20 protein-coding genes are annotated in these 18051 nt (G+C 65.7%); 6 read left to right on the plus strand and 14 right to left on the minus strand.

From position 1 onward, the window contains the following. Nucleotides 1-249 precede the first annotated feature (249 nt). The 10 genes from nusB to SE92_RS05725 form a co-directional block, all read right to left on the minus strand. The gene (gene nusB / locus SE92_RS05680) at nucleotides 250-747 is read right to left on the minus strand and encodes a transcription antitermination factor NusB (RefSeq protein ID WP_063194852.1); all 498 of its coding nucleotides are present in this window, start codon (nucleotides 745-747) and stop codon (nucleotides 250-252) included. Nucleotides 748-751: 4 nt separating this feature from the next. After that, complete coding sequence (gene ribH, locus SE92_RS05685) at nucleotides 752-1243, minus strand: 6,7-dimethyl-8-ribityllumazine synthase (protein WP_063194853.1); 492 nt, start codon at nucleotides 1241-1243, stop codon at nucleotides 752-754. Between the two features lie 111 nt (nucleotides 1244-1354). Next, nucleotides 1355-1963, minus strand: coding sequence for a riboflavin synthase (locus tag SE92_RS05690; RefSeq protein WP_063194854.1), 609 nt, complete (start codon nucleotides 1961-1963; stop codon nucleotides 1355-1357). Further along, nucleotides 1963-3111: a bifunctional diaminohydroxyphosphoribosylaminopyrimidine deaminase/5-amino-6-(5-phosphoribosylamino)uracil reductase RibD gene (ribD, locus tag SE92_RS05695; RefSeq protein ID WP_063194855.1), complete on the minus strand. Its 1149-nt coding sequence runs from the start codon at nucleotides 3109-3111 to the stop codon at nucleotides 1963-1965. Before ribD ends, SE92_RS05690 begins: the two co-directional genes overlap by 1 nt. Then, a complete protein-coding gene (gene nrdR / locus SE92_RS05700; protein ID WP_007603426.1) occupies nucleotides 3108-3590 on the minus strand; it encodes a transcriptional regulator NrdR in 483 nt (160 codons plus the stop codon). The genes ribD and nrdR overlap by 4 nt, the downstream gene beginning before the upstream one ends. 15 nt (nucleotides 3591-3605) lie before the next feature. Next, nucleotides 3606-4904, minus strand: a complete 1299-nt coding sequence (glyA, locus tag SE92_RS05705; RefSeq protein ID WP_063194856.1) for a serine hydroxymethyltransferase — start codon at nucleotides 4902-4904, stop codon at nucleotides 3606-3608. A 268-nt stretch (nucleotides 4905-5172) separates the two neighbouring features. Further along, the gene (locus tag SE92_RS05710; protein WP_014494771.1) at nucleotides 5173-5394 is read right to left on the minus strand and encodes a hypothetical protein; all 222 of its coding nucleotides are present in this window, start codon (nucleotides 5392-5394) and stop codon (nucleotides 5173-5175) included. 35 nt (nucleotides 5395-5429) lie between these two features. Further along, complete coding sequence (locus SE92_RS05715) at nucleotides 5430-5666, minus strand: hypothetical protein (protein ID WP_063203362.1); 237 nt, start codon at nucleotides 5664-5666, stop codon at nucleotides 5430-5432. 200 nt (nucleotides 5667-5866) lie between these two features. Then, complete coding sequence (ldtR, locus tag SE92_RS05720; protein WP_018320040.1) at nucleotides 5867-6385, minus strand: transcriptional regulator LdtR; 519 nt, start codon at nucleotides 6383-6385, stop codon at nucleotides 5867-5869. 495 nt (nucleotides 6386-6880) lie between these two features. Further along, nucleotides 6881-7378, minus strand: coding sequence for a DUF6163 family protein (locus SE92_RS05725; RefSeq protein ID WP_063194857.1), 498 nt, complete (start codon nucleotides 7376-7378; stop codon nucleotides 6881-6883). Between the two features lie 124 nt (nucleotides 7379-7502). Between SE92_RS05725 and hemB the strand changes: the two genes are divergently transcribed. The 3 genes from hemB (at nucleotide 7503) to SE92_RS05740 (ending at nucleotide 10316) form a co-directional block, all read left to right on the plus strand. Beyond that, complete coding sequence (hemB, locus tag SE92_RS05730; protein ID WP_063194858.1) at nucleotides 7503-8564, plus strand: porphobilinogen synthase; 1062 nt, start codon at nucleotides 7503-7505, stop codon at nucleotides 8562-8564. A 313-nt stretch (nucleotides 8565-8877) separates the two neighbouring features. Next, nucleotides 8878-9420 carry an RDD family protein gene (locus SE92_RS05735; RefSeq protein WP_063194859.1) on the plus strand — a complete coding sequence of 181 codons (543 nt, stop codon included), beginning with the start codon at nucleotides 8878-8880 and terminating at the stop codon, nucleotides 9418-9420. Nucleotides 9421-9539: 119 nt separating this feature from the next. Beyond that, nucleotides 9540-10316 (plus strand): arginyltransferase, encoded by a 777-nt coding sequence (locus SE92_RS05740; RefSeq protein ID WP_063194860.1) that lies wholly within the window; start codon nucleotides 9540-9542, stop codon nucleotides 10314-10316. Nucleotides 10317-10360: 44 nt separating this feature from the next. Here the strand turns inward: SE92_RS05740 and SE92_RS05745 are convergent, their stop codons facing one another. Next, nucleotides 10361-11713, minus strand: coding sequence for an Nramp family divalent metal transporter (locus SE92_RS05745; protein ID WP_063194861.1), 1353 nt, complete (start codon nucleotides 11711-11713; stop codon nucleotides 10361-10363). Between the two features lie 167 nt (nucleotides 11714-11880). Between SE92_RS05745 and SE92_RS05750 the strand changes: the two genes are divergently transcribed. Further along, on the plus strand, nucleotides 11881-13128 hold the full coding sequence (locus tag SE92_RS05750; protein WP_063194862.1) for an MFS transporter: 1248 nt from the start codon (nucleotides 11881-11883) through the stop codon (nucleotides 13126-13128). A gap of 105 nt (nucleotides 13129-13233) precedes the next feature. Here the strand turns inward: SE92_RS05750 and SE92_RS05755 are convergent, their stop codons facing one another. After that, nucleotides 13234-14493: an adenylate/guanylate cyclase domain-containing protein gene (locus SE92_RS05755; RefSeq protein WP_063194863.1), complete on the minus strand. Its 1260-nt coding sequence runs from the start codon at nucleotides 14491-14493 to the stop codon at nucleotides 13234-13236. Nucleotides 14494-14656: 163 nt separating this feature from the next. On the opposite strand from SE92_RS05755, the gene SE92_RS05760 reads away from it, so the two are divergent. After that, nucleotides 14657-15814: an MFS transporter gene (locus tag SE92_RS05760; RefSeq protein ID WP_063194864.1), complete on the plus strand. Its 1158-nt coding sequence runs from the start codon at nucleotides 14657-14659 to the stop codon at nucleotides 15812-15814. A gap of 31 nt (nucleotides 15815-15845) precedes the next feature. Then, nucleotides 15846-16037 carry a hypothetical protein gene (locus tag SE92_RS05765; RefSeq protein WP_063194865.1) on the plus strand — a complete coding sequence of 64 codons (192 nt, stop codon included), beginning with the start codon at nucleotides 15846-15848 and terminating at the stop codon, nucleotides 16035-16037. Between the two features lie 8 nt (nucleotides 16038-16045). On the opposite strand, the gene SE92_RS05770 is transcribed toward SE92_RS05765, so the two are convergent. Continuing rightward, nucleotides 16046-16870, minus strand: a complete 825-nt coding sequence (locus tag SE92_RS05770; RefSeq protein WP_063194866.1) for an N-acyl homoserine lactonase family protein — start codon at nucleotides 16868-16870, stop codon at nucleotides 16046-16048. Nucleotides 16871-16955: 85 nt separating this feature from the next. Further along, nucleotides 16956-17912, minus strand: a complete 957-nt coding sequence (gene dmeF, locus SE92_RS05775) for a CDF family Co(II)/Ni(II) efflux transporter DmeF (protein ID WP_063194867.1) — start codon at nucleotides 17910-17912, stop codon at nucleotides 16956-16958. Nucleotides 17913-18051: the final 139 nt, after the last annotated feature.

Consider the following 18051-nt stretch of genomic DNA (forward strand, 5'->3'; position numbering starts at 1 on the left):
GGGGTCGGTCGCCAGCGGCTTGAAATAGCGCGCGATGAGGGAGTCTTCGGCGGAGGGATTGTGCGGGTTTGCCACTGGCCTAGCGCCACAAATAGGTGTCATCGCCCGGCTTGACCGGGCGATCCAGCAATCCAGAGACTTTGGTGTGAAATCGATAGGCCGCGGCGTACTGGATCACCCGCCTTCGCGGGTGATGACAGCGGAGTATGGGGCAGCCGTCTCGCATCAGTTCACCGCCCTCGCGAATATCTAACCCCGCCCGAACTCGTCACCGCGGAACTGGCGGCCGATCTGATCCAGCACGGCGTTCACCATTCCGGTCTCCTCGCGGTCGACGAAGGCATTGGCGACGTCGACATATTCGGAGACGACGACACGGCCCGGCACGTCCTTGCGATGCTCCAATTCATAGGCCCCTGCCCGCAGCACCGCGCGCAGGATCGCCTCGATCCGCTTCAAGGGCCAGCCCTTCGACAGCGCCTCGTCGATCAGGGGATCGAGCTTCTTCTGGTCGCGCACGACGCCCGAGACGACGTCGCGGAAGAAGGCAGCTTCGGCCGGCAGGTACGTGTCACCCTCGACCTCGTTGCCGAGCCAATGGCTTTCGAACTCGGCGAAGATGTCGTTGATGCCGGCGCCGGCGATGTCCATCTGATACAGCGCCTGCACGGCCGCGAGCCGCGCGGCACCGCGCCGGTTCGCTTTCTTCTCGTGAGGCCCCGCCGGCTTTTTGGTGTTGTCGGCCATGGCTCTAGGCCCGAGCCAGACGGCGCTTGATGCGCAGCATCGCGAGCGCCGCGCGCGCGGCATCGCCGCCCTTGTTGAGCTCGCTGGCGCGCGCCCGCGCCCAGGCCTGGTCCTCGTTGTTGACGGTGAGGATGCCATTGCCGAGCGGCAGCTTTCGCGCAACCGAAAGGTCCATCAGCGCGCGCGAGGATTCCTGCGAGACGATCTCGAAATGGATGGTGTCGCCGCGGATCACGCAGCCGAGCGCGATCACGGCGTCATAGGGCTTGCCGTTCGCCGCCGCGGCATCCACCGCGATGGCCACCGCCGCCGGAATTTCCAGCGCGCCGGGAACCGTGATGACGTCGTGGGTGAGGCCCGCCGCCTTCAATTCAGTCACCGCGCCGTCCAGAAGCGCGTCCTGGAGATCGTCATAGAACCGCGCCTCGACAATCAGCGCGCGCGCGCCGGAAATGTCGGTCTGGTCCTTCAGGGGTGCGCGCCGCGCGTCTGCCATGGTCTACCTATTCTGTCATTGCCGGGCTTGACCCGGCAATCCATCGGGCAAGCCCCTCATAAGAGGATGGATGCGCGGGTCAAGCCCGCGCATGACGAACTTTATGCGCCGTCACTTCATTTCCGTCAGCCGCGCCGCATAGCGGGCCATCAGATCGACCTCGATATTGACCTCGGCGCCCGCCTTCCAGCCGCCGATCGTCGTCACCGTCAGCGTGTGTGGGATGATCAGCACCGAAAAGGTCGTGTCCTTGACGGTATTGACCGTCAGCGACACGCCGTCGAGCGTGATCGAGCCCTTGGTGGCGATGAACCGCGCCAGCTCCCGCGTGGTCGAGAGCTCGAACCGCGCCATGTCGGGCAGGTCCTCGCGGCTGACGATGGTCGCGATGCCATCGGCATGGCCGGCGACGATGTGGCCGCCGAGCTCGTCGCCGATCTTCAGCGCACGCTCGAGGTTGAGCCTGGTGCCCAGCTTCCAATGCTTCGCCGTCGTCAGCGCCAGCGTCTCGGCCCCTGTATCGACCTCATACCAGGTCTTGCCATCTGCGACGCCGGACGCAACTACCGTCAGGCAGACGCCGTTGCTGGCGATCGAAGCGCCGTCGGCGATGGTGGTCTGATCGTAGCTGCAGGCGATGCGCAGCCGGTGCAGCTGGCCCTGCGCCACGGGCGTGAAGCTGACGATCTCGCCGATATCGGTGACAATGCCGGTGAACATTACGCGCGCTCGTAGACGGTGAGAGTATCCTTGTCGAATGTCTCGCTAGCATGAACCTTGTAGGCCTGCGACTGCGTGATTTTCGACAGGGGCAATGCATCGAGCGCATCGACGCCGGCCGCGCCCACCGCTTCCGCTCCGCGGAACAGCCAGATCTCGTCGACCAGATCGGCCGCGACGAACGAAGCCGCAACGCGGCTGCCGCCCTCGACCATCAGGCGCGTGATGCCCTTCCCAGCCAGTGCACGCAGCACCGCCGGAAGATCGAGCCCGGATGCACCACTGGGAGGCACGCGCAGGATTTGTGCACCGACGGCACCGAGGCGGGTCGCGGCCGCCGCTTCCGCCAGCTCGGAAGCGATTACCCAGAGCGGCGTCTCGCGCGCGGTCCGCGCCAGTTGGCTCGATGCGGAAATCCGCAGGCTCTGATCGAGCACCACGCGCACCGGCGAGTGCGCCGCCATGCCCGGCAGGCGGCAGGTGAGCAGCGGATTGTCCGCCAGCACGGTGCCGATGCCGACCAGGATGGCATCGCTCTGCGCACGCAGCAGATGCACACGATTGCGCGCCGCCTCCCCGGTGATCGCGACCGGCTTACCACCGGCGGCGCCGATCTTGCCGTCGGGCGAGACCGCGAGCTTCAAAATCACATGCGGACGATTGTCCCGGATCCGGCGGAAATGCCCGGCATGGTCGAACGCAGCCTCTGCCGCACACAGGCCCACATCCACCGCAATGCCCGCGGCGCGCAGGCGCGCATGGCCCTGCCCTGCGACCTCCGGATTGGGATCCTCGATCGCCGCCACCACCCGCTTGATGCCGGCTGCAATGATCGCATCGGCGCAAGGCGGCGACTTGCCGAAATGCGAGCATGGCTCCAGCGTGACGTAAAGCGTGGCGCCGCGCGCCGCTTCGCCCGCCCGCCGCAAAGCCTCGGGCTCGCCATGCGGCCGCCCGCCGGGTTGCGTCCAACCGCGTCCGACGACCACGCCATCCTTGACGATCACCGCACCGACGGCCGGATTGGGCCAGGTCCGCCCCTGCCCGCGGCGTCCGAGCGCCAGCGCCAGCTGCATGAAACGAAGATCGGCGTCCTTGGCCTCGCGGGCCTTCTGCGCGAACTGATCCTCCAGGATACGGAAGATCATTTGCGGATCGCGGCGAGCCGCGCTTCCTCCTCGCCGGAGAGCTCGCCGAGCACGTCGGCGAAATCCTTGGCCTCGCGGAAATTGCGATAGACCGAGGCGAAGCGCACATAGGCGACGTCGTCGAGCGTGCGCAGATGCTCCATCACGGTCTCGCCGATCACCTCGGAGGAGATCTCGGCCTCGCCGCCCGTCTCGAGCTCGCGCACGATGGTGGAAACCATTTTCTCCACACGCTCCGGCTCGACCTGCCGCTTGCGCAAGGAGATCGAAACCGAGCGCATCAACTTGTCGCGGTCGAACGGCACGCGGCGGCCGTTGCGCTTGATCACCGTAAGCTCACGCAACTGCACGCGCTCGAAGGTGGTGAAGCGGAAGTTGCAGGCGACGCACACGCGCCGCCTGCGGATCACGGACGAGTCCTCGGTCGGACGCGAGTCCTTTACCTGCGTATCGAGACTGTTGCAGTTCGGGCAACGCATCCGTTTGACCCAGCTTTACTGATAGATCGGGAACCGGTCGGTGAGCGCCTTGACCCGTTCCTTGATCGCGGCTTCCACCAGCGGCGCCTTGCCGTCGGAGGACTGCGCGATCGCGTTCAGGACCTCGGCGATCATGCCGCCAACCTGCTGGAATTCGGCGACGCCGAAGCCGCGCGTGGTCGCAGCCGGCGTGCCCAGACGAATGCCGGAGGTGACGAACGGCGATTCCGGGTCGAAGGGAATGCCGTTCTTGTTGCAGGTGATCGCGGCGCGAACCAGCGCCTTCTCCGAGGCGTTGCCCTTCAGGCCCTTCGGCCTGAGGTCGACCAGCATCAGATGGTTGTCGGTGCCGCCGGAGACGATGTCGAAGCCGTGGCTCTTCATCGCCTCAGCCAGCGCCTTGGCGTTCTCGACGACGTTCTTCGCATAGACCTTGAAGTCCGGACGCAGCGCCTCGCCGAAGGCGACCGCCTTCGCCGCGATCACATGCATCAGCGGGCCGCCCTGCAGGCCCGGGAAGATCGCCGAGTTGAACTTCTTGGTCAGCGCCTCGTCATTCCACAGCATCAGGCCGCCGCGCGGGCCGCGCAGCGATTTGTGCGTCGTAGTGGTGGTGACGTGCGCGTAAGGCACGGGCGAGGCATGCACGCCACCGGCAACGAGGCCGGCGAAATGCGCCATGTCGACGAGCAGATAAGCGCCGACGCTGTCGGCGATCTCGCGGAAACGCTTGAAATCCCAGGCGCGCGAATAGGCCGAGCCGCCGGCCACGATCAGTTTCGGCTTGATCTCTTCGGCCTGCTTGGCGACCGCGTCCATGTCGATGATCTGGTCCTCGCGGCGCACGGTGTAGTGCGCGGCCTTGAACCATTTGCCGCTCATGTTGACGGGCGAGCCGTGGGTGAGATGGCCGCCTGCCGCGAGATCGAGACCCATGAAGGTGTCGCCGGGCTGCAGCAGTGCCAGAAACACGGCCTGGTTCATCTGGCTGCCGGAGTTCGGCTGCACGTTGGCGAATTTGGCGCCGAACAGCTTCTTGGCACGATCGATCGCGAGATTCTCGGCGACGTCGACCCACTCACAACCGCCGTAGTAGCGCGCGCCCGGATAGCCTTCCGCGTATTTGTTGGTCATCACCGAACCCTGCGCTTCCAGCACGGCCCGGCTGACGATGTTTTCGGAGGCGATCAGCTCGACCTCGTGGCGCTGACGGCCGAGCTCGCCCTTGATGGCGGCGGCGATTTCCGGGTCGGCCTGATCGAGCGAGGCAGAGAAAAACGAATCGGGCGCGGAGGCGGTTTTGGGTGCGGTCATCTTGCGAATATCTCCACCGCCGCAGCCTTTTGGCGGGCTACGGGCGGGTCTGGTGTGGCGATCGGAAGCGGCGAGCGCGATCTACCACATCGCCCGCCCCCGGCCAAGCATTTGCGGGTCGGGTGTGAGATTTGTGCAAGATATGGTGGGGGTAGAGATTTTCAGTAAGCGGGCCGGCTTGAGGGCCCCCGGGCGTCACAGGCGAAATGGGGCCGATTCGGTCCTTTAACTCCTCATGCCCCAAGCCGAGGCTGCGGCAGACGTAGCGTCACAGCCCCGTATACCCCGCCTTCACCGGGTCCACGCTGCCGTCGAGCTGGCGCAGATAAGTCAGGCCGCACACCGTCAACCTGTGCGGGTCCTTCTCGCCCGCCTCCATCAGCGTATTGAGGTAGTTCGTGACCTTGGCCCGTGCCTCCTCGCTGGCTGCCGCGGTGCGGTTGGCGAGCAGGTCATAGGTCTGCATGATGCGGTCGATGGCGGCTTCCATGGCATCCTCTGGTTCAAAAGATTGGGGAGTTTTGATCAGGCAACCGCGCGGGCCTCGGGCTGCGTCTCGAACCATGAGATCGCCTTGTTGGCGAGCCTGATCTTGTTGAATTCGCCGCGCTGGATAAGCTTGATGATGGCCTCGAGCAGGCGTTCGTTGGTGACGAGCGTATCGGGGATCGCGCCGGAGCGGCGCAGGTAGTTCGCGGCGATCGCGTAGGCCTCGCTCACGAGTTCCACGTTCATCGCCTGAATCCCGCGCTCGACCAGCATCGTCATGTCTCCGATCCGAAGGAGATAAGCGCCAAGCCCGGAACTGGTTCCTCGCATCCGCGAATTTTTTCGCAGCGCAAAAATGTAAACGCACCGGTCCGGGGCAACTCCGGACCAGTGCGCTTGGGGAAGTCAGGCACGTCTAGGGGGAGGCCTGCCGGTCTTGTTTGGGGCCGGCTTGGCCAAATCCCTTGGAAAACTCAGAGACGATACAGGATCTGGTCGGTCCAGAACCGCTCGAGGCGATGCAGCGACTTGTTGAGGGTCGAGAACTCCTCACCCGAGATGCCGCCGACCTGCTCCACCGTCTTGACGTGCTTCTGGTAGAGCGCATCGACGATGCGGCGGACTTCCTGGCCCTGCGGGGTCAGGCGGATGCGCACCGAGCGGCGATCAACGCGCGAACGCTGATGATCGAGGAAGCCGAGCTCGACGAGCTTCTTCAGATTGTAGGAGACGTTGGAGCCGAGATAGTAGCCGCGCGTGCGCAGCTCGCCCGCGGTCAGCTCCTTGTCGCCGATGTTGTAGAGCAGAAGCGCCTGCACCGAGTTGATGTCCGCGCGGCCGCGGCGATCGAATTCGTCCTTGATCACGTCGAGCAGCCGGCGATGCAGCCGCTCCACCAGAGTCAAAGCTTCCAGATAGAGCGACTGCACCGAACCCTGCTGGCCGGAGACGCGCTCTGCGGTATCTGCCGCAGTTGCGACGGCTTTCATCATGACACTTCCCCTGTTGTCGTTTTTATCGACACTTATTCGACGAAACTTGTGTCCCGTCTGATAGGTGCAACTTAAGGGGCTCGTTTGAAGATCGGCTTAAATAAGAGAATAAAGAGATCATGAATTTAAGACAGTGAATTGCGGATTAAGCCTGTGCCACAAGCACTTTTTGAAAGCCTCTGTTGACCTTCGCAAGGTCCTGTTCACCCTCCGTCCGCCCCTGGTGTCGCATTCCAGAACAGCGCCGCCCCGTTTCGAAACGCGCGCGTAAGAGCTGTGGCGGAACACGGCTGGTCAACGAAAACTTACCGCAAATTTTAGGCAACCAACGGTCAACCAAACACAACACTCTCGTGTCCCGGACGAGCGCCCCGAAGCGGCGCGCAGAGCCGGGACCCATTTCGTAGGATGGGTAGAGCGAAGCGAAACCCATCATCCACACGCGGACGCATCGATGGGTTTCGCTTCGCTCTACCCATCCTACAAGAGATCGCCCTATGGCGGCCGTTCGCGCGCGGCCATCCAGGCGAGCGCGAGATAGGCGGCGAGCATGAAGGCTTCGACGCCGACGACGATCAGGCTGCCACCGTAGATACCCGGGAACATCAGCTCGATCACCGCCATCGACACCACAGTCGTGAGCCACACCACTGCGCCCCACGGCGTTGCCAGCCACAGGCCGACCGCCGCGACGAGCTCGATCACGGCGAAGTAGACGGTCGCGGCCTGCCAGGCCATCGACTGGTTCTCAAACGCCTCGTCCTCACCGCCGACGAAGCCGGTCACCTGCGCCCAGTGATAGAGGCCTTTCAGGATCGAGAGCAGCGCCATCACCCGCAGGAACAGTACCAGGCGGCGCGTCCAGACATTGTCGTCGGACTCGGAGCGCTCCGACGAGATCGCCGCAACCGACATCGCGCTGTCCCTGGCGCTGTCGCGGGCAGTATCCCTGGCGCCGTCGCGGGCCGCATCGCGGGTGGAGATCTCGGACATGGGCCCCTTGTGGCTGCTTCGCCCTGCAAAATCAATCGGCCGCCCATCGCTTGCGGCAGGTCAAGCCGCGGTGACGGGAACTGTGCGAGCTGGTATAAGAATAATTCCAGCCGGAGGAAGAGTGATGGCGATCAAATACGGACGTCCGATCGAATTGCGCGAGGTCTCGCGCAGCGAGGGCACAGCGGTGCCCCATGCCCTCGATCTGACCGTCCGTCCGCGCCGCAACCGCAAGGCCGAATGGTCCCGGCGCATGGTGCGGGAGAACGTGCTCACCACCGACGATCTGATCTGGCCGCTGTTCCTGATCGACGGCACCAACAAGCGCGAGCAGGTCGCCTCGATGCCCGGCGTCGAGCGCCTCAGCGTCGACCAGGCGGTGCGTGAGGCCGAGCGCGCCATGAAGCTCACCATCCCCTGCATCGCGCTGTTTCCCTACACCGAGCCGTCCCTGCGCGACGAGGAAGGCTCGGAGGCGACCAATCCGAACAATCTGGTCTGCCAGGCGGTGCGCGCGATCAAGAAGGAATTTCCGGAGATCGGCGTTCTCTGCGACGTCGCGCTCGATCCCTTCACCAGTCACGGCCATGACGGCCTGATCTCGGACGGCAGGATCCTGAACGACGAGACGGTCGCGGTGCTGGTGCGCCAGGCCCTGGTGCAGGCCGAAGCCGGCTGCGACATCATCGCGCCCTCGGACATGATGGACGGCCGCGTCGCCGCGATCCGCGAAGGCCTCGACCGCACCGGCCTGTCCGACGTGCAGATCATGGCCTATGCGGCCAAATACGCCTCGGCCTTCTACGGCCCGTTCCGCGACGCCATCGGCTCGGCCAAGACGCTGACCGGCGACAAGCGCACCTACCAGATGGACAGCGCCAACACCGACGAAGCGCTGCGCGAGGTCGAGCTCGACATCGCCGAGGGCGCCGACATGGTGATGGTGAAGCCCGGCATGCCCTATCTCGACGTGGTCCGCCGCGTGAAGGACACCTTCGCGATGCCGACCTTCGCCTACCAGGTGTCCGGCGAATACGCGATGATCGCCGCCGCCGCGAACAACGGCTGGCTCGACGGCGAGCGCGCGATGATGGAGAGCCTGCTGGCCTTCAAGCGCGCCGGCGCGGACGGCGTGCTGAGCTACTTTGCGCCGAAGGCGGCGGAGAAGCTGCGCAGCCAAGTCTAGCTCCGCCGTCGTCCCGGCGAACGCCGGGACCCATACCGCGTGATCTATCGATGGTGCGCGGTGTTGGTCCCGATGAAAAATAAACTGCGAGTCTTCGCCAAACTCCTCCCTGTGGTTATGGATCCCCGCGTTCGCGGGGACGACACCGGGGATGTGGCGACGTTATCGGCACTCACCCCCTCAGCCGTCCCCGCCCCCGAATCGCCGGATTATTTCGGCTTGTTAATCCCGTTGCACCCTTGGCACGGGAAGAGCCTGTTCCCATGTCCTGGCTCGAGGGTTTTCCCTCTGTTTCCCCTTGGGAGGACGGATCATGTCGTACGAGACGGGCAATTCCGGCGCCTGGCGCAATGATGGCGGCGTGCAGCCGCACGCCTACGACCCGTATCTGCATCCGGAACTGTTCCGGGGCGTTGCGACGCGGCGGGCGTTCGCCTTCATGATCGACATGGTCGTGATCTCGGTGCCGGTGATCCTCGGCTACATCTTCATCGCCTTGTTCGGCGTCGTCACGCTCGGCATCGGCTGGGCGCTGTTCTGGCTGGCCTGGCCGGCCTCCGTCGTCTGGGCGATCGTCTATTATGGCGCCTGCATCGGCGGCCCCTCGTCTGCGACGGTCGGCATGCGTCTGATGGATCTGGAGCTGCGCACCTGGTACGGGGCATCAGGCTATTTCGTGCTCGGCGCCACCCATGCCGTGCTGTTCTGGGTGACGGTGTCGTTCCTGACGCCCTTCGTGGTGCTGGTCGGATTGTTCAATGGCCGCCGGCGCCTGCTGCACGACTTCGTGCTGGGAACGGTCGTGATCAACAATTCCGTCCGCGCCCCGGTGCCGCAGGCCGCAAGGACCTATTGAGCAAGGACCTATCAACCACGACCGTCTAAGCTGGCTGACCTGACCTGCCGAGCTGACCAATTGACCGGGGGCTTCCGTAGCGCGATGCTGATACTCACTTCGGAGGCCCACGACGTCCCTTGACCCAACACTCGCGCGACACCCCCCAATTTTACCTCACGGCGCCCTCGCCCTGCCCGTATCTGCCGGGCCGGCATGAGCGCAAAGTGTTCACGCACCTCGTGGGTGAGCGTGCCGGCGACCTCAACGACCTCCTGACCCATGGCGGCTTCCGCCGCAGCCAGTCGATCGCCTACCGGCCGGCCTGCGACCAGTGTCGCGCCTGCGTCTCGGTCCGGGTCGTAGCCAACGAGTTCCGCCCCTCCCGCAACTTCCGCAAGGTGATGGCACGCAACGCCGACATCATCGGCGAGCAGCGCAGCGCGGTCCCCACCTCCGAGCAATATTCGGTGTTCCGCGCCTATCTCGACGCCCGCCACCGCCACGGCGGCATGGCCGACATGACCGTGCTCGACTACGCCATGATGGTCGAGGACAGCCACGTTGAGACCCGCATCATCGAGTACCGTAAGCGCGGTCCCGACAGCGGCATCACCGGCCGCGGCGAGGAGCTCATCGCGGTGGCGCTGACCGACGTGCTCAGCGACGGCCTGTCGATGGTCTATTCGTTCTTCGAGCCGGGTCAGGTCAGCCGCTCGATGGGCACCTTCATGATCCTCGACCACATCGCCCGCGCCCGCCGGCAAGGACTGCCTTACGTCTATCTCGGCTACTGGATCGAAGGCTCGAAGAAGATGGACTACAAGGCGCGCTTCCTGCCGCAGCAGCGCCTCGCCCCCTCAGGCTGGCTGCGCATTGACGCGCAGGGCGATGCGGCGTCCGAGCCGCAGGATTAGGATGTGAATGGCGAGTAGCGAATAGGGCAACCTCTATTCGCCGCTCACCCGAACAGGGTGTCCGCCAGCAGCTTCACGTTCAAAACCACGATCACGCCCGCCACGATCCAGGCGATGGCGGCGACGTAGGCGGGAATCGCGAACTGACCCATCTTGCGGCGGTCGGAGACGAAGCGGACCAGCGGAATGACCGCGAAGGGCAGTTGCATCGACAGCACGACCTGGCTGAACACCAGCAGATCTGCCGTGCCGCGCTCGCCATAGATCGCGGTGACGACGATCACGGGAATGATGGCGATGCCGCGCGTGAGCAGGCGGCGCGCCCAGCTCGGCAGGCGCAGGTCGAGAAAGCCCTCCATGACGATCTGGCCGGCGAGCGTCGCCGTCACCGTCGAGTTGAGGCCCGAGGCGAGCAGCGCCACCGCGAACAGCGTCGAGGCGATGCCGAGACCCAGCAGCGGCGACAACAGCTCGAACGCCTGCCCGATCTCGGCGACGTCAGAGTGCCCGCTCTTGTGGAACGTCGCGGCGGCAACCACGAGGATCGCGGCATTGATGAACAGCGCCAGCATCAGGGCGATGGTCGAGTCCGTCGTCGCCCATTTGATCGCCTCGCGGCGGCCGGTGTCGTTGCGCTCATAGGCACGCGTCTGCACGATCGAGGAGTGCAGATAGAGATTATGCGGCATCACGGTCGCGCCGATGATGCCGATGGCGATGTAGAGCATTTCGGGGTTGGTGAAGATCTCGCTCTTCGGCATGAAGCCGCGCAGGACGTCCGCGACCGGCGGCGCCGCGGCCACGATCTGGACCGCGAAGCACACCGCGATCACGGCGAGCAGCGCCATGACGAAGGCTTCGAGGAAACGAAAACCGCGGTTCATCAGGATCAGAAGCAGAAAGGCGTCGAGCGCCGCGAGCAGCGCGCCGCCGATCAGGGGAATGCCGAACAGGAGCTTGAGCGCGATCGCGGTGCCGATGACCTCGGCGAGATCGCAGGCAATGATCGCGGCCTCGCAGGCCAGCCACAGCAGGAAGTTCACCGCCGGCGAATAAGTGGCGCGGCAGGCCTGCGCGAGATCGCGGTCGGTGACGATGCCGAGCCGTGCCGCCAGCGACTGCAGCAGGATCGCCATCAGGTTCGAAAGCAGGATAACGGACAGCAGCGTGTAGCCGAACTTCGATCCGCCCGCGAGGTCGGTCGCCCAATTGCCGGGGTCCATGTACCCGACGGAGACGAGATAGCCCGGGCCGACAAAGGCGAGCAGCCGCCGCGACCAGTGGCCCGCGATCGGGATCGCGACGGTGGCATTGACCTCGGCGAGGCTCTTGGTGGTGGGCGCATCCGCGCGCCAGCCAGAGGTGTCGGGAGCTAGGTGGGGTGATCGGGCATCCATGGAGCGACAATACCCAACTTCGTTCTTATTGCAACTCATTTGCAACTGCATCTAGCGGCACGGGTTCCCGCACCGGCCGTTATTCGCCGCCCTGTCGGAAAGCGGGTGGGTTTGGCGGGCCTTGGAGCCGGATACTGGCGCCAACCCGACTTTGCAGGAAATGAGCCATGTCAAACCCGCCCCGCCTCCCCGACACCTTTAGCCGCCTCGCCTGGTCCAACCTTGCAGCGCAGTCGGCCGAACAGATCGCATTGGCCGCGGCCCCCATCGTCGCCGTGCTGACGCTCGGGGTCGCGGAAGGCCAGACCGGCCTGTTGCAGACCGCGCTGACCCTGCCCTTCGTGCTGTTCGCAATTCCGGCCGGCCTGCTCGCCGACCGCATCTCGCGCCGCTCGCTGATGGCGGGAGCCGAGGCGCTGCGGGCGGTGGCGCTCGCGACAATCGTGCTGCTGCTCGCGCTCGGCGCGCTCAATCTGCCGCTGCTGGCGCTGCTCGGCTTCGCGGCCGTGTGCGGCACCGTGGTCTACAGCGTGGCCGCGCCGGCGCTGGTGCCCTCGCTGGTGAGCTCGGAGCTCCTGCCGGCGGCGAATGCCCGGATCGAGCTTGCCCGCACCATCGCCTTTGCCAGCGGGCCTGCGCTCGGCGGCGCGCTGGTGGGCTGGTGGGGCGCGAGCCCGGCCTTCGGCTTCGCCGCGGCGCTCTCGGCGATTGCGGTGGTGCTGCTATCAGGCATCTACGAGCCCGCCCGCGCGCCCTCGCCGCGCCGTCATCCGTTCCAGGACATCCGCGAGGGCGCGGCGTTCGTATTCCATCATCCGCTGCTGCGGCCGGTGTTCATCACCCAGTTCATCTTCAACACCGGCTGGTTCCTGCAGATCGCCGTGTTCGTGCCCTACGCGGTGCGCCATCTCGGCCTCACCGCCGCTGGCGTCGGCACCGTGCTCACGATGTACGGCGTCGGCATGGTGATCGGCGCGCTGTTCGCCACCCGCGTGATGCAGCGCATCGCCTTCGGCACGGTGGTCGGTCTCGGCCCGGTCACAGGTTTCGTTGCTGCTGTGGTGATGGCGCTGACGGTGCTGGTCCCCTCGCCCTGGCTAGCGGCCCTGAGTTTCTTCCTGCTCGGCGTCGGGCCGATCCTGTGGGTGATCTCGACGACGACGCTGCGCCAGTCGGTGACGCCGCCCCGCCTGCTCGGCCGCGTCTCCGCCATCAACATCATGAGCTACGGCGCCCGCCCGCTCGGCTCTGCGCTGGGCGCGATCGTCGGCGGGCTCTGGAGCGCGGAAGCGTGCCTCTATCTGGCGGCCGCCGTGTTTGGCGTGCAGGCGCTGGTGATCTGGCTGTCACCGGCGGTGGCGCTGGACCGGCAGCCGGAGATGGTGGGGGAAGACGTCGCGGCTGCGCGGTGCTAGACGCACCGTCATTGCAAGCGCAGCTGCAGCGCAGCGCTGAAGGACGCTGCACTGGGTCCGGGGCACGAAAAGCAGCGCGACCCCCACACGGTTAAGCAGCAGAGCCTACCCCGCCAGATATCGCTCGTAGCTGCCCGTCACCGGCTCGCTGGCGTCGACATCGGGGTCGAGCGTGTAGAGATCCTGCGCGCGGCCGATGCCGCGTAGCGCATAGCGGCCGGTGGAGACGAGATAGCGGCGCCCGGCAGCATCGAGGCCCTTGTAGAACTCCGCCGATGCCAGCAGCTCGCGGTCGACCGAGCGGCTCATCGAGGCGATGCGGCTGACCTCGTTGACGGTCGGGCCGACCACGGTGAAGTCGAGCCGGTCCTCGCTGCCGATATTGCCGTAAAAGACCTGACCGACATGCAGGCCGATATAGGCCGAGGTGGTGGGACGGCCGTCGGCCTCGCGCCGCTTGTTCAGCGCCGCGACGTTCTTGCGGAACAGGTGCTCGGCCCGCAGCGCGGCGCGGCGCGCGTCCGCCATGTCCTCGCCCCAGAACATCGCCAGCACGCCGTCGCCGATCAGCTTGAGCACGTCGCCGCCGGCATCGTGGATGGCGTCGATCACGGCCTGCGCGTAATCGTTGAGGAACGGGATGATCTCGTCGGGGCCGATGCTCTCGCTGATCCCGGTCGAGCCGCGCAAATCCGAATACCACAGCACGGCATTGATGCGTTCGGTGACGCCGCGCGAGATGCGCCCGCGCAGCACCTGCTCGGAGGCGTCGCGGCCGAGATAGACCCGGCCGAGCGTGCGCACGATGTCGACCTGCTGCGCCGATTTGATCGCGAGCCCCAGCACCGGCACGAGATCGCGCAGCGCTTCCAGCTCGGCTTCGCTGAAGCCGCTGTCGCGCCGCGTGGTCCAGCAGGAATACAGGCAGTCCATCAGGCCGAGCGCGCCGTTCTCGCCGAAGCGATGCACGAAGGCGAGGTAATGCTTGTGGCCCTTCTCGGCGAGCTCGCCGATCTGCGAGAAATCCATCGACGGCGCGTCGGCGAGATCGATCACCATCTCGTCGTCGCCATTCTCGAGCATGTGGAAGAACACCGAGCGGCGCCAGCTCTTGGCGGCATCGCCGTCGGCGGTCGAGCCGTATTCGAACGCGTCGCTCTCGTTGCTGGCCCGGTCGCTCCAGCGGAAGCCGCGGCCCTCGTAGATCGGATGCAGCGTGTCGATCACGACGAGCCCGCGCGACAGCTCCAGCCCTTCGGCGCAGCAGCGCTCGCAGAAGCCACGGAGCAGTTCGTTTTCGGGGAGGCCCGTGAGCCCCTGGCCGGTGAGCCAGTTCATCAGCGCAAGGCGCGAGGTCAATTGCATGCGCCATTATGGCGTGCATTCGTGACGAGCGGAAGGCCACGCGCGCGTCATGCAAACGAGGCTCCCGCCCGCAGCAGGTCGAATATGCCGCAGCCGCTGTTGACGCGCTGTCATGCCGGCTGCAAATGGAACCGATGACACCGCCGACCCGATATTCAGGACTATGAGCCAGCGCCAGCTTCCGATCATCCTGGCGCTCGGCACCACGCAGACGCTGGCCTGGGCTTCGAGCTATTATCTGCCCGCGCTGATCGCCGATCCCATGGCGCGCGACCTCGGCGTCTCCTCCAACTGGATCTTTGGCGCGTTCTCGGCTTCGCTGGTGATCTCGGCAATGCTTGGGCCCCGCATCGGGCGGCAGATCGATCTCGTCGGCGGCCGGCAGGTGCTGTCAGCCTCCAATCTGACCATCGCCGCCGGCCTCGCGCTGCTTGGCTTCGCGCATTCCGTCCCGGTGATGGTGTTCGCCTGGCTCGTGCTCGGCATCGGCATGGCGCTGGGTCTCTATGACGCCGCCTTCGCCGCGCTGGGGCGCATCTACGGCACCGAGGCGCGCCGGCCCATCACCGGCATCACGCTGATGGCGGGGTTTGCCTCCACCGTCGGCTGGCCGCTCACCGCCTGGGGCCTTGCCCATATCGGCTGGCGCGAGACCTGCTTTGCCTGGGCAGCCGCCAACATCCTGATCGGCCTGCCGCTCAACTTCTTCATGCTGCCGGCGATCAAGGGCGCGAGGCAGGCGGCGGCGACGGCCGAGAAGCCGCATCTGCCGCTCGACCGCACCATGGTCCTGCTCGCCTTCATCTTCGCGGCGGTCTGGACCGTCACCGGCGCCATGGCCGCGCATTTCCCCCGGATCCTGGAGACGACAGGCGCAACGCCGGCCGAAGCCATCGCGGCCGGCGCCTTGATCGGCCCGGCGCAAGTCGGTGCGCGCATGTTGGAGGCCGGCTTCCTCAGCCGCTTCCATCCCTTGTGGTCGACCCGGCTTGCCTGCCTCACCCACCCGATCGGCGCGGTGATCGTGGCGATCTTCGGCGGCGCCGCGGCGAGCGCGTTCGCGCTGTTCCACGGCTCGGGCAACGGCATTTTGACGATCGCGCGCGGCACGCTGCCGCTGTCGATCTTCGGCCCGAAGGATTTCGGCTACCGTCTCGGCATCATCGGCGCCCCCGCGCGGATGGCGCAGGCGGTGGCGCCGCTGGCCTTCGGCTTGCTCATCGACGTGATGGGCGCCAAAGTGCTGATCGTCTCCTCCGCGCTCAGCCTGTCGGCGCTGGCCGCGCTGTTCCTGGTCCGCACGAGCGTCCGGCCCGATTGACCGCGCAACAGCTTTCGCGCACAAGCGGGCCATGAGCCAAGACAACAGCCCGCCCCGCACATTCAAGGGACTCCTGCGCTGGGCGACCACGCCGCCGCAGGCCTGGGGCGTCTATCTCCTCGCCATCATCCTGGTGTGGCTGGTCTCGTTCTACGCCGGCACGCTGAAGCCGAAGAAGACGCCGGAGGCGAGCCCGCCGGCGGCGAGCGCGCCGAAAGGCTGATCCGATCTTCAGTCGTAAAACTCCGGCGCCAGCTTCTGGCTGTCGCGCTGGGCCTTGTCGTGGTTGATCCAGAGCTGCGCCTTCTCCCTGGCGAGCGTGTCGGCGATCTTCTGCATCGAGGCCGTGGTCTGGTCCTTGTCGACGTTCATGCCGGGCACCCGGCGATTGTCCCAGTTGTCCTTGAAGTGCACGGCATCGCCTGACAGCACCACCGCGCCGGTCTTGGGCAATTTCACCAGCAGCGACTGGTGTCCCGGCGTGTGGCCGGGCGTCGACAGGATCGTGACGCTGCCGTCGCCGAACACGTCCTTGTCCCCGGCGAGCTGCTCGACCGGATGCGATGGCTTGAACCGCGGCGTGTTGTTGGCACCGGGCCAGTCATATTCGGCCTTCTGCACGTAGAGCATCGACTGCGGGAACAGCTCGACATTGCCGGTGTGGTCCGGATGCGTGTGCGAGACGGCCATCGCCTTGACGTCATCAGGCTTAAGGCCGAGCTGCTCGAGCTGCGCCTGCAACGTCTTCGGCCGCCGCCAGGTCACGGCCTTGGGATCGGCGGGCACCAGACCATTCGGCATCGCGGCGACGGCATCGGCGATGCCGGTGTCCCACAGGAACCAGCCCTTGGCGTGCTTGATCAAATAGCAGCTGTCGACGAAGTCCATGGTCTTGCCTTCGTTCAAGCCGGGGGTCCAACGCGAGATATCGCCCGCGGTGCCTTCGCCGCAATTGAGGACATAGAGCCTTTCGACGCCGGTCGATTGCGCGAGCGCCATGGGGCCGGACAGAGCGAATGCAGCGATGGCGAGCGCGAACGTGGTCCTGGACATCATTGTTCCTCCCTTGATCGTTTCTCCCTTGCAGCCATGCCGCTGCGAACGAGGATCAACCCCGGCCGCGCGGCCAAATTCCGCCCTGTCAATGCGGGCAGGTCTCGACCTCCACCGTGACGTGGCTGAGGCCCTTCAGCCCGGCGAGCCGCCGCTTGTAGACGGCCGGCTGCTTCGGCTTGTCCGACACCACCGAGAGCAGCACGGCACAATGGCCGGGGCCGACCTGCCACAGATGCAGATCGGTGACGCGGTCCTCGCCAACCTCCATGCGCGCGCGGATCACCCGCTCCAGCTTCTCGTCGGCGCGCACGTCGAGCAGCACCGCGCCGGACGACTTGACGAGGCCGAACGCCCAGCTGGCGATCACCGCGCTGCCGATCAGGCCGACGGCGGGATCGGCCCACACCCAGCCCGAAACCATGGCGACCGCGAGCGCGGCGATCGCCAGCACCGAAGTCGCGGCATCGGTCATGACATGGACATAGGCCGCGCGAAGATTGTTGTCGTGACGATGGTGGTGATGGCCATGGTGATCGTGGTCGTCATGTGCATGGCCGTGCTCATGACCGTGATGGTGATGATCATGGCTGTCGCGCAGCAGCCACGCGCTGGCGAGATTGACGCACAATCCGAGCGCGGCCACCAACATCGCCTCGCCATAGACGATCGGCACCGGATTGATCAGCCGCAGCACGCTTTCATAGGCGATCTCGATCGCGATCAGGCCCAGGATGATCGCGCTGGCGAAGGCCGCGAGATCGCCGAACTTGCCGGTGCCGAAGGTGAAATGCGCATTTCCCAGATGCCGCCGCGCGAAGCGGTAGGCAAAGGCGGCGATGCCCAACGCGGCCGCATGCGTGCCCATGTGCCAGCCGTCGGCGAGCAGCGCCATCGAGCCGAACAGCGAGCCGGCCACGATCTCGCCGACCATCATGACCAGCGTCAGCACCACCACAAACCAGGTGCGCCGCTCGTTCTCGTCATGCTTCTCGCCCAGGAAGGCATGATCGTGGGTCCATTGTTCGATGGAATGGGAATGCATCGAATTCTCCAGGAGATTCAGGTCTGTCGGGGTTCAGTATAGCCCGGCGGACCGCAATTTTCGAAGGCGCAATCGTCCGGCGGATTGACAGTGCTTCTTAGTTTCGCTGTAATTGGCCCATGGGGATTTGAGCGATCTC

Source organism: Bradyrhizobium sp. AT1 (assembly GCF_001590795.1).
Lineage (GTDB): Bacteria > Pseudomonadota > Alphaproteobacteria > Rhizobiales > Xanthobacteraceae > Bradyrhizobium.

Excerpts from the sequence above, each read along its gene's own strand:
- nusB (WP_063194852.1), bottom strand. The coding sequence starts at position 747 with ATGGCCGACAACACCAAAAAGCCGGCGGGGCCTCACGAGAAGAAAGCG.
- ribH (WP_063194853.1), bottom strand. The coding sequence starts at position 1,243 with ATGGCAGACGCGCGGCGCGCACCCCTGAAGGACCAGACCGACATTTCC.
- SE92_RS05690 (WP_063194854.1), bottom strand. The coding sequence starts at position 1,963 with ATGTTCACCGGCATTGTCACCGATATCGGCGAGATCGTCAGCTTCACG.
- ribD (WP_063194855.1), bottom strand. The coding sequence starts at position 3,111 with ATGATCTTCCGTATCCTGGAGGATCAGTTCGCGCAGAAGGCCCGCGAG.
- nrdR (WP_007603426.1), bottom strand. The coding sequence starts at position 3,590 with ATGCGTTGCCCGAACTGCAACAGTCTCGATACGCAGGTAAAGGACTCG.
- glyA (WP_063194856.1), bottom strand. The coding sequence starts at position 4,904 with ATGACCGCACCCAAAACCGCCTCCGCGCCCGATTCGTTTTTCTCTGCC.
- SE92_RS05710 (WP_014494771.1), bottom strand. The coding sequence starts at position 5,394 with ATGGAAGCCGCCATCGACCGCATCATGCAGACCTATGACCTGCTCGCC.
- SE92_RS05715 (WP_063203362.1), bottom strand. The coding sequence starts at position 5,666 with ATGCTGGTCGAGCGCGGGATTCAGGCGATGAACGTGGAACTCGTGAGC.
- ldtR (WP_018320040.1), bottom strand. The coding sequence starts at position 6,385 with ATGATGAAAGCCGTCGCAACTGCGGCAGATACCGCAGAGCGCGTCTCC.
- SE92_RS05725 (WP_063194857.1), bottom strand. The coding sequence starts at position 7,378 with ATGTCCGAGATCTCCACCCGCGATGCGGCCCGCGACGGCGCCAGGGAT.
- hemB (WP_063194858.1), top strand. The coding sequence starts at position 7,503 with ATGGCGATCAAATACGGACGTCCGATCGAATTGCGCGAGGTCTCGCGC.
- SE92_RS05735 (WP_063194859.1), top strand. The coding sequence starts at position 8,878 with ATGTCGTACGAGACGGGCAATTCCGGCGCCTGGCGCAATGATGGCGGC.
- SE92_RS05745 (WP_063194861.1), bottom strand. The coding sequence starts at position 11,713 with ATGGATGCCCGATCACCCCACCTAGCTCCCGACACCTCTGGCTGGCGC.
- SE92_RS05750 (WP_063194862.1), top strand. The coding sequence starts at position 11,881 with ATGTCAAACCCGCCCCGCCTCCCCGACACCTTTAGCCGCCTCGCCTGG.
- SE92_RS05755 (WP_063194863.1), bottom strand. The coding sequence starts at position 14,493 with ATGCAATTGACCTCGCGCCTTGCGCTGATGAACTGGCTCACCGGCCAG.
- SE92_RS05760 (WP_063194864.1), top strand. The coding sequence starts at position 14,657 with ATGAGCCAGCGCCAGCTTCCGATCATCCTGGCGCTCGGCACCACGCAG.
- SE92_RS05765 (WP_063194865.1), top strand. The coding sequence starts at position 15,846 with ATGAGCCAAGACAACAGCCCGCCCCGCACATTCAAGGGACTCCTGCGC.
- SE92_RS05770 (WP_063194866.1), bottom strand. The coding sequence starts at position 16,870 with ATGATGTCCAGGACCACGTTCGCGCTCGCCATCGCTGCATTCGCTCTG.
- dmeF (WP_063194867.1), bottom strand. The coding sequence starts at position 17,912 with ATGCATTCCCATTCCATCGAACAATGGACCCACGATCATGCCTTCCTG.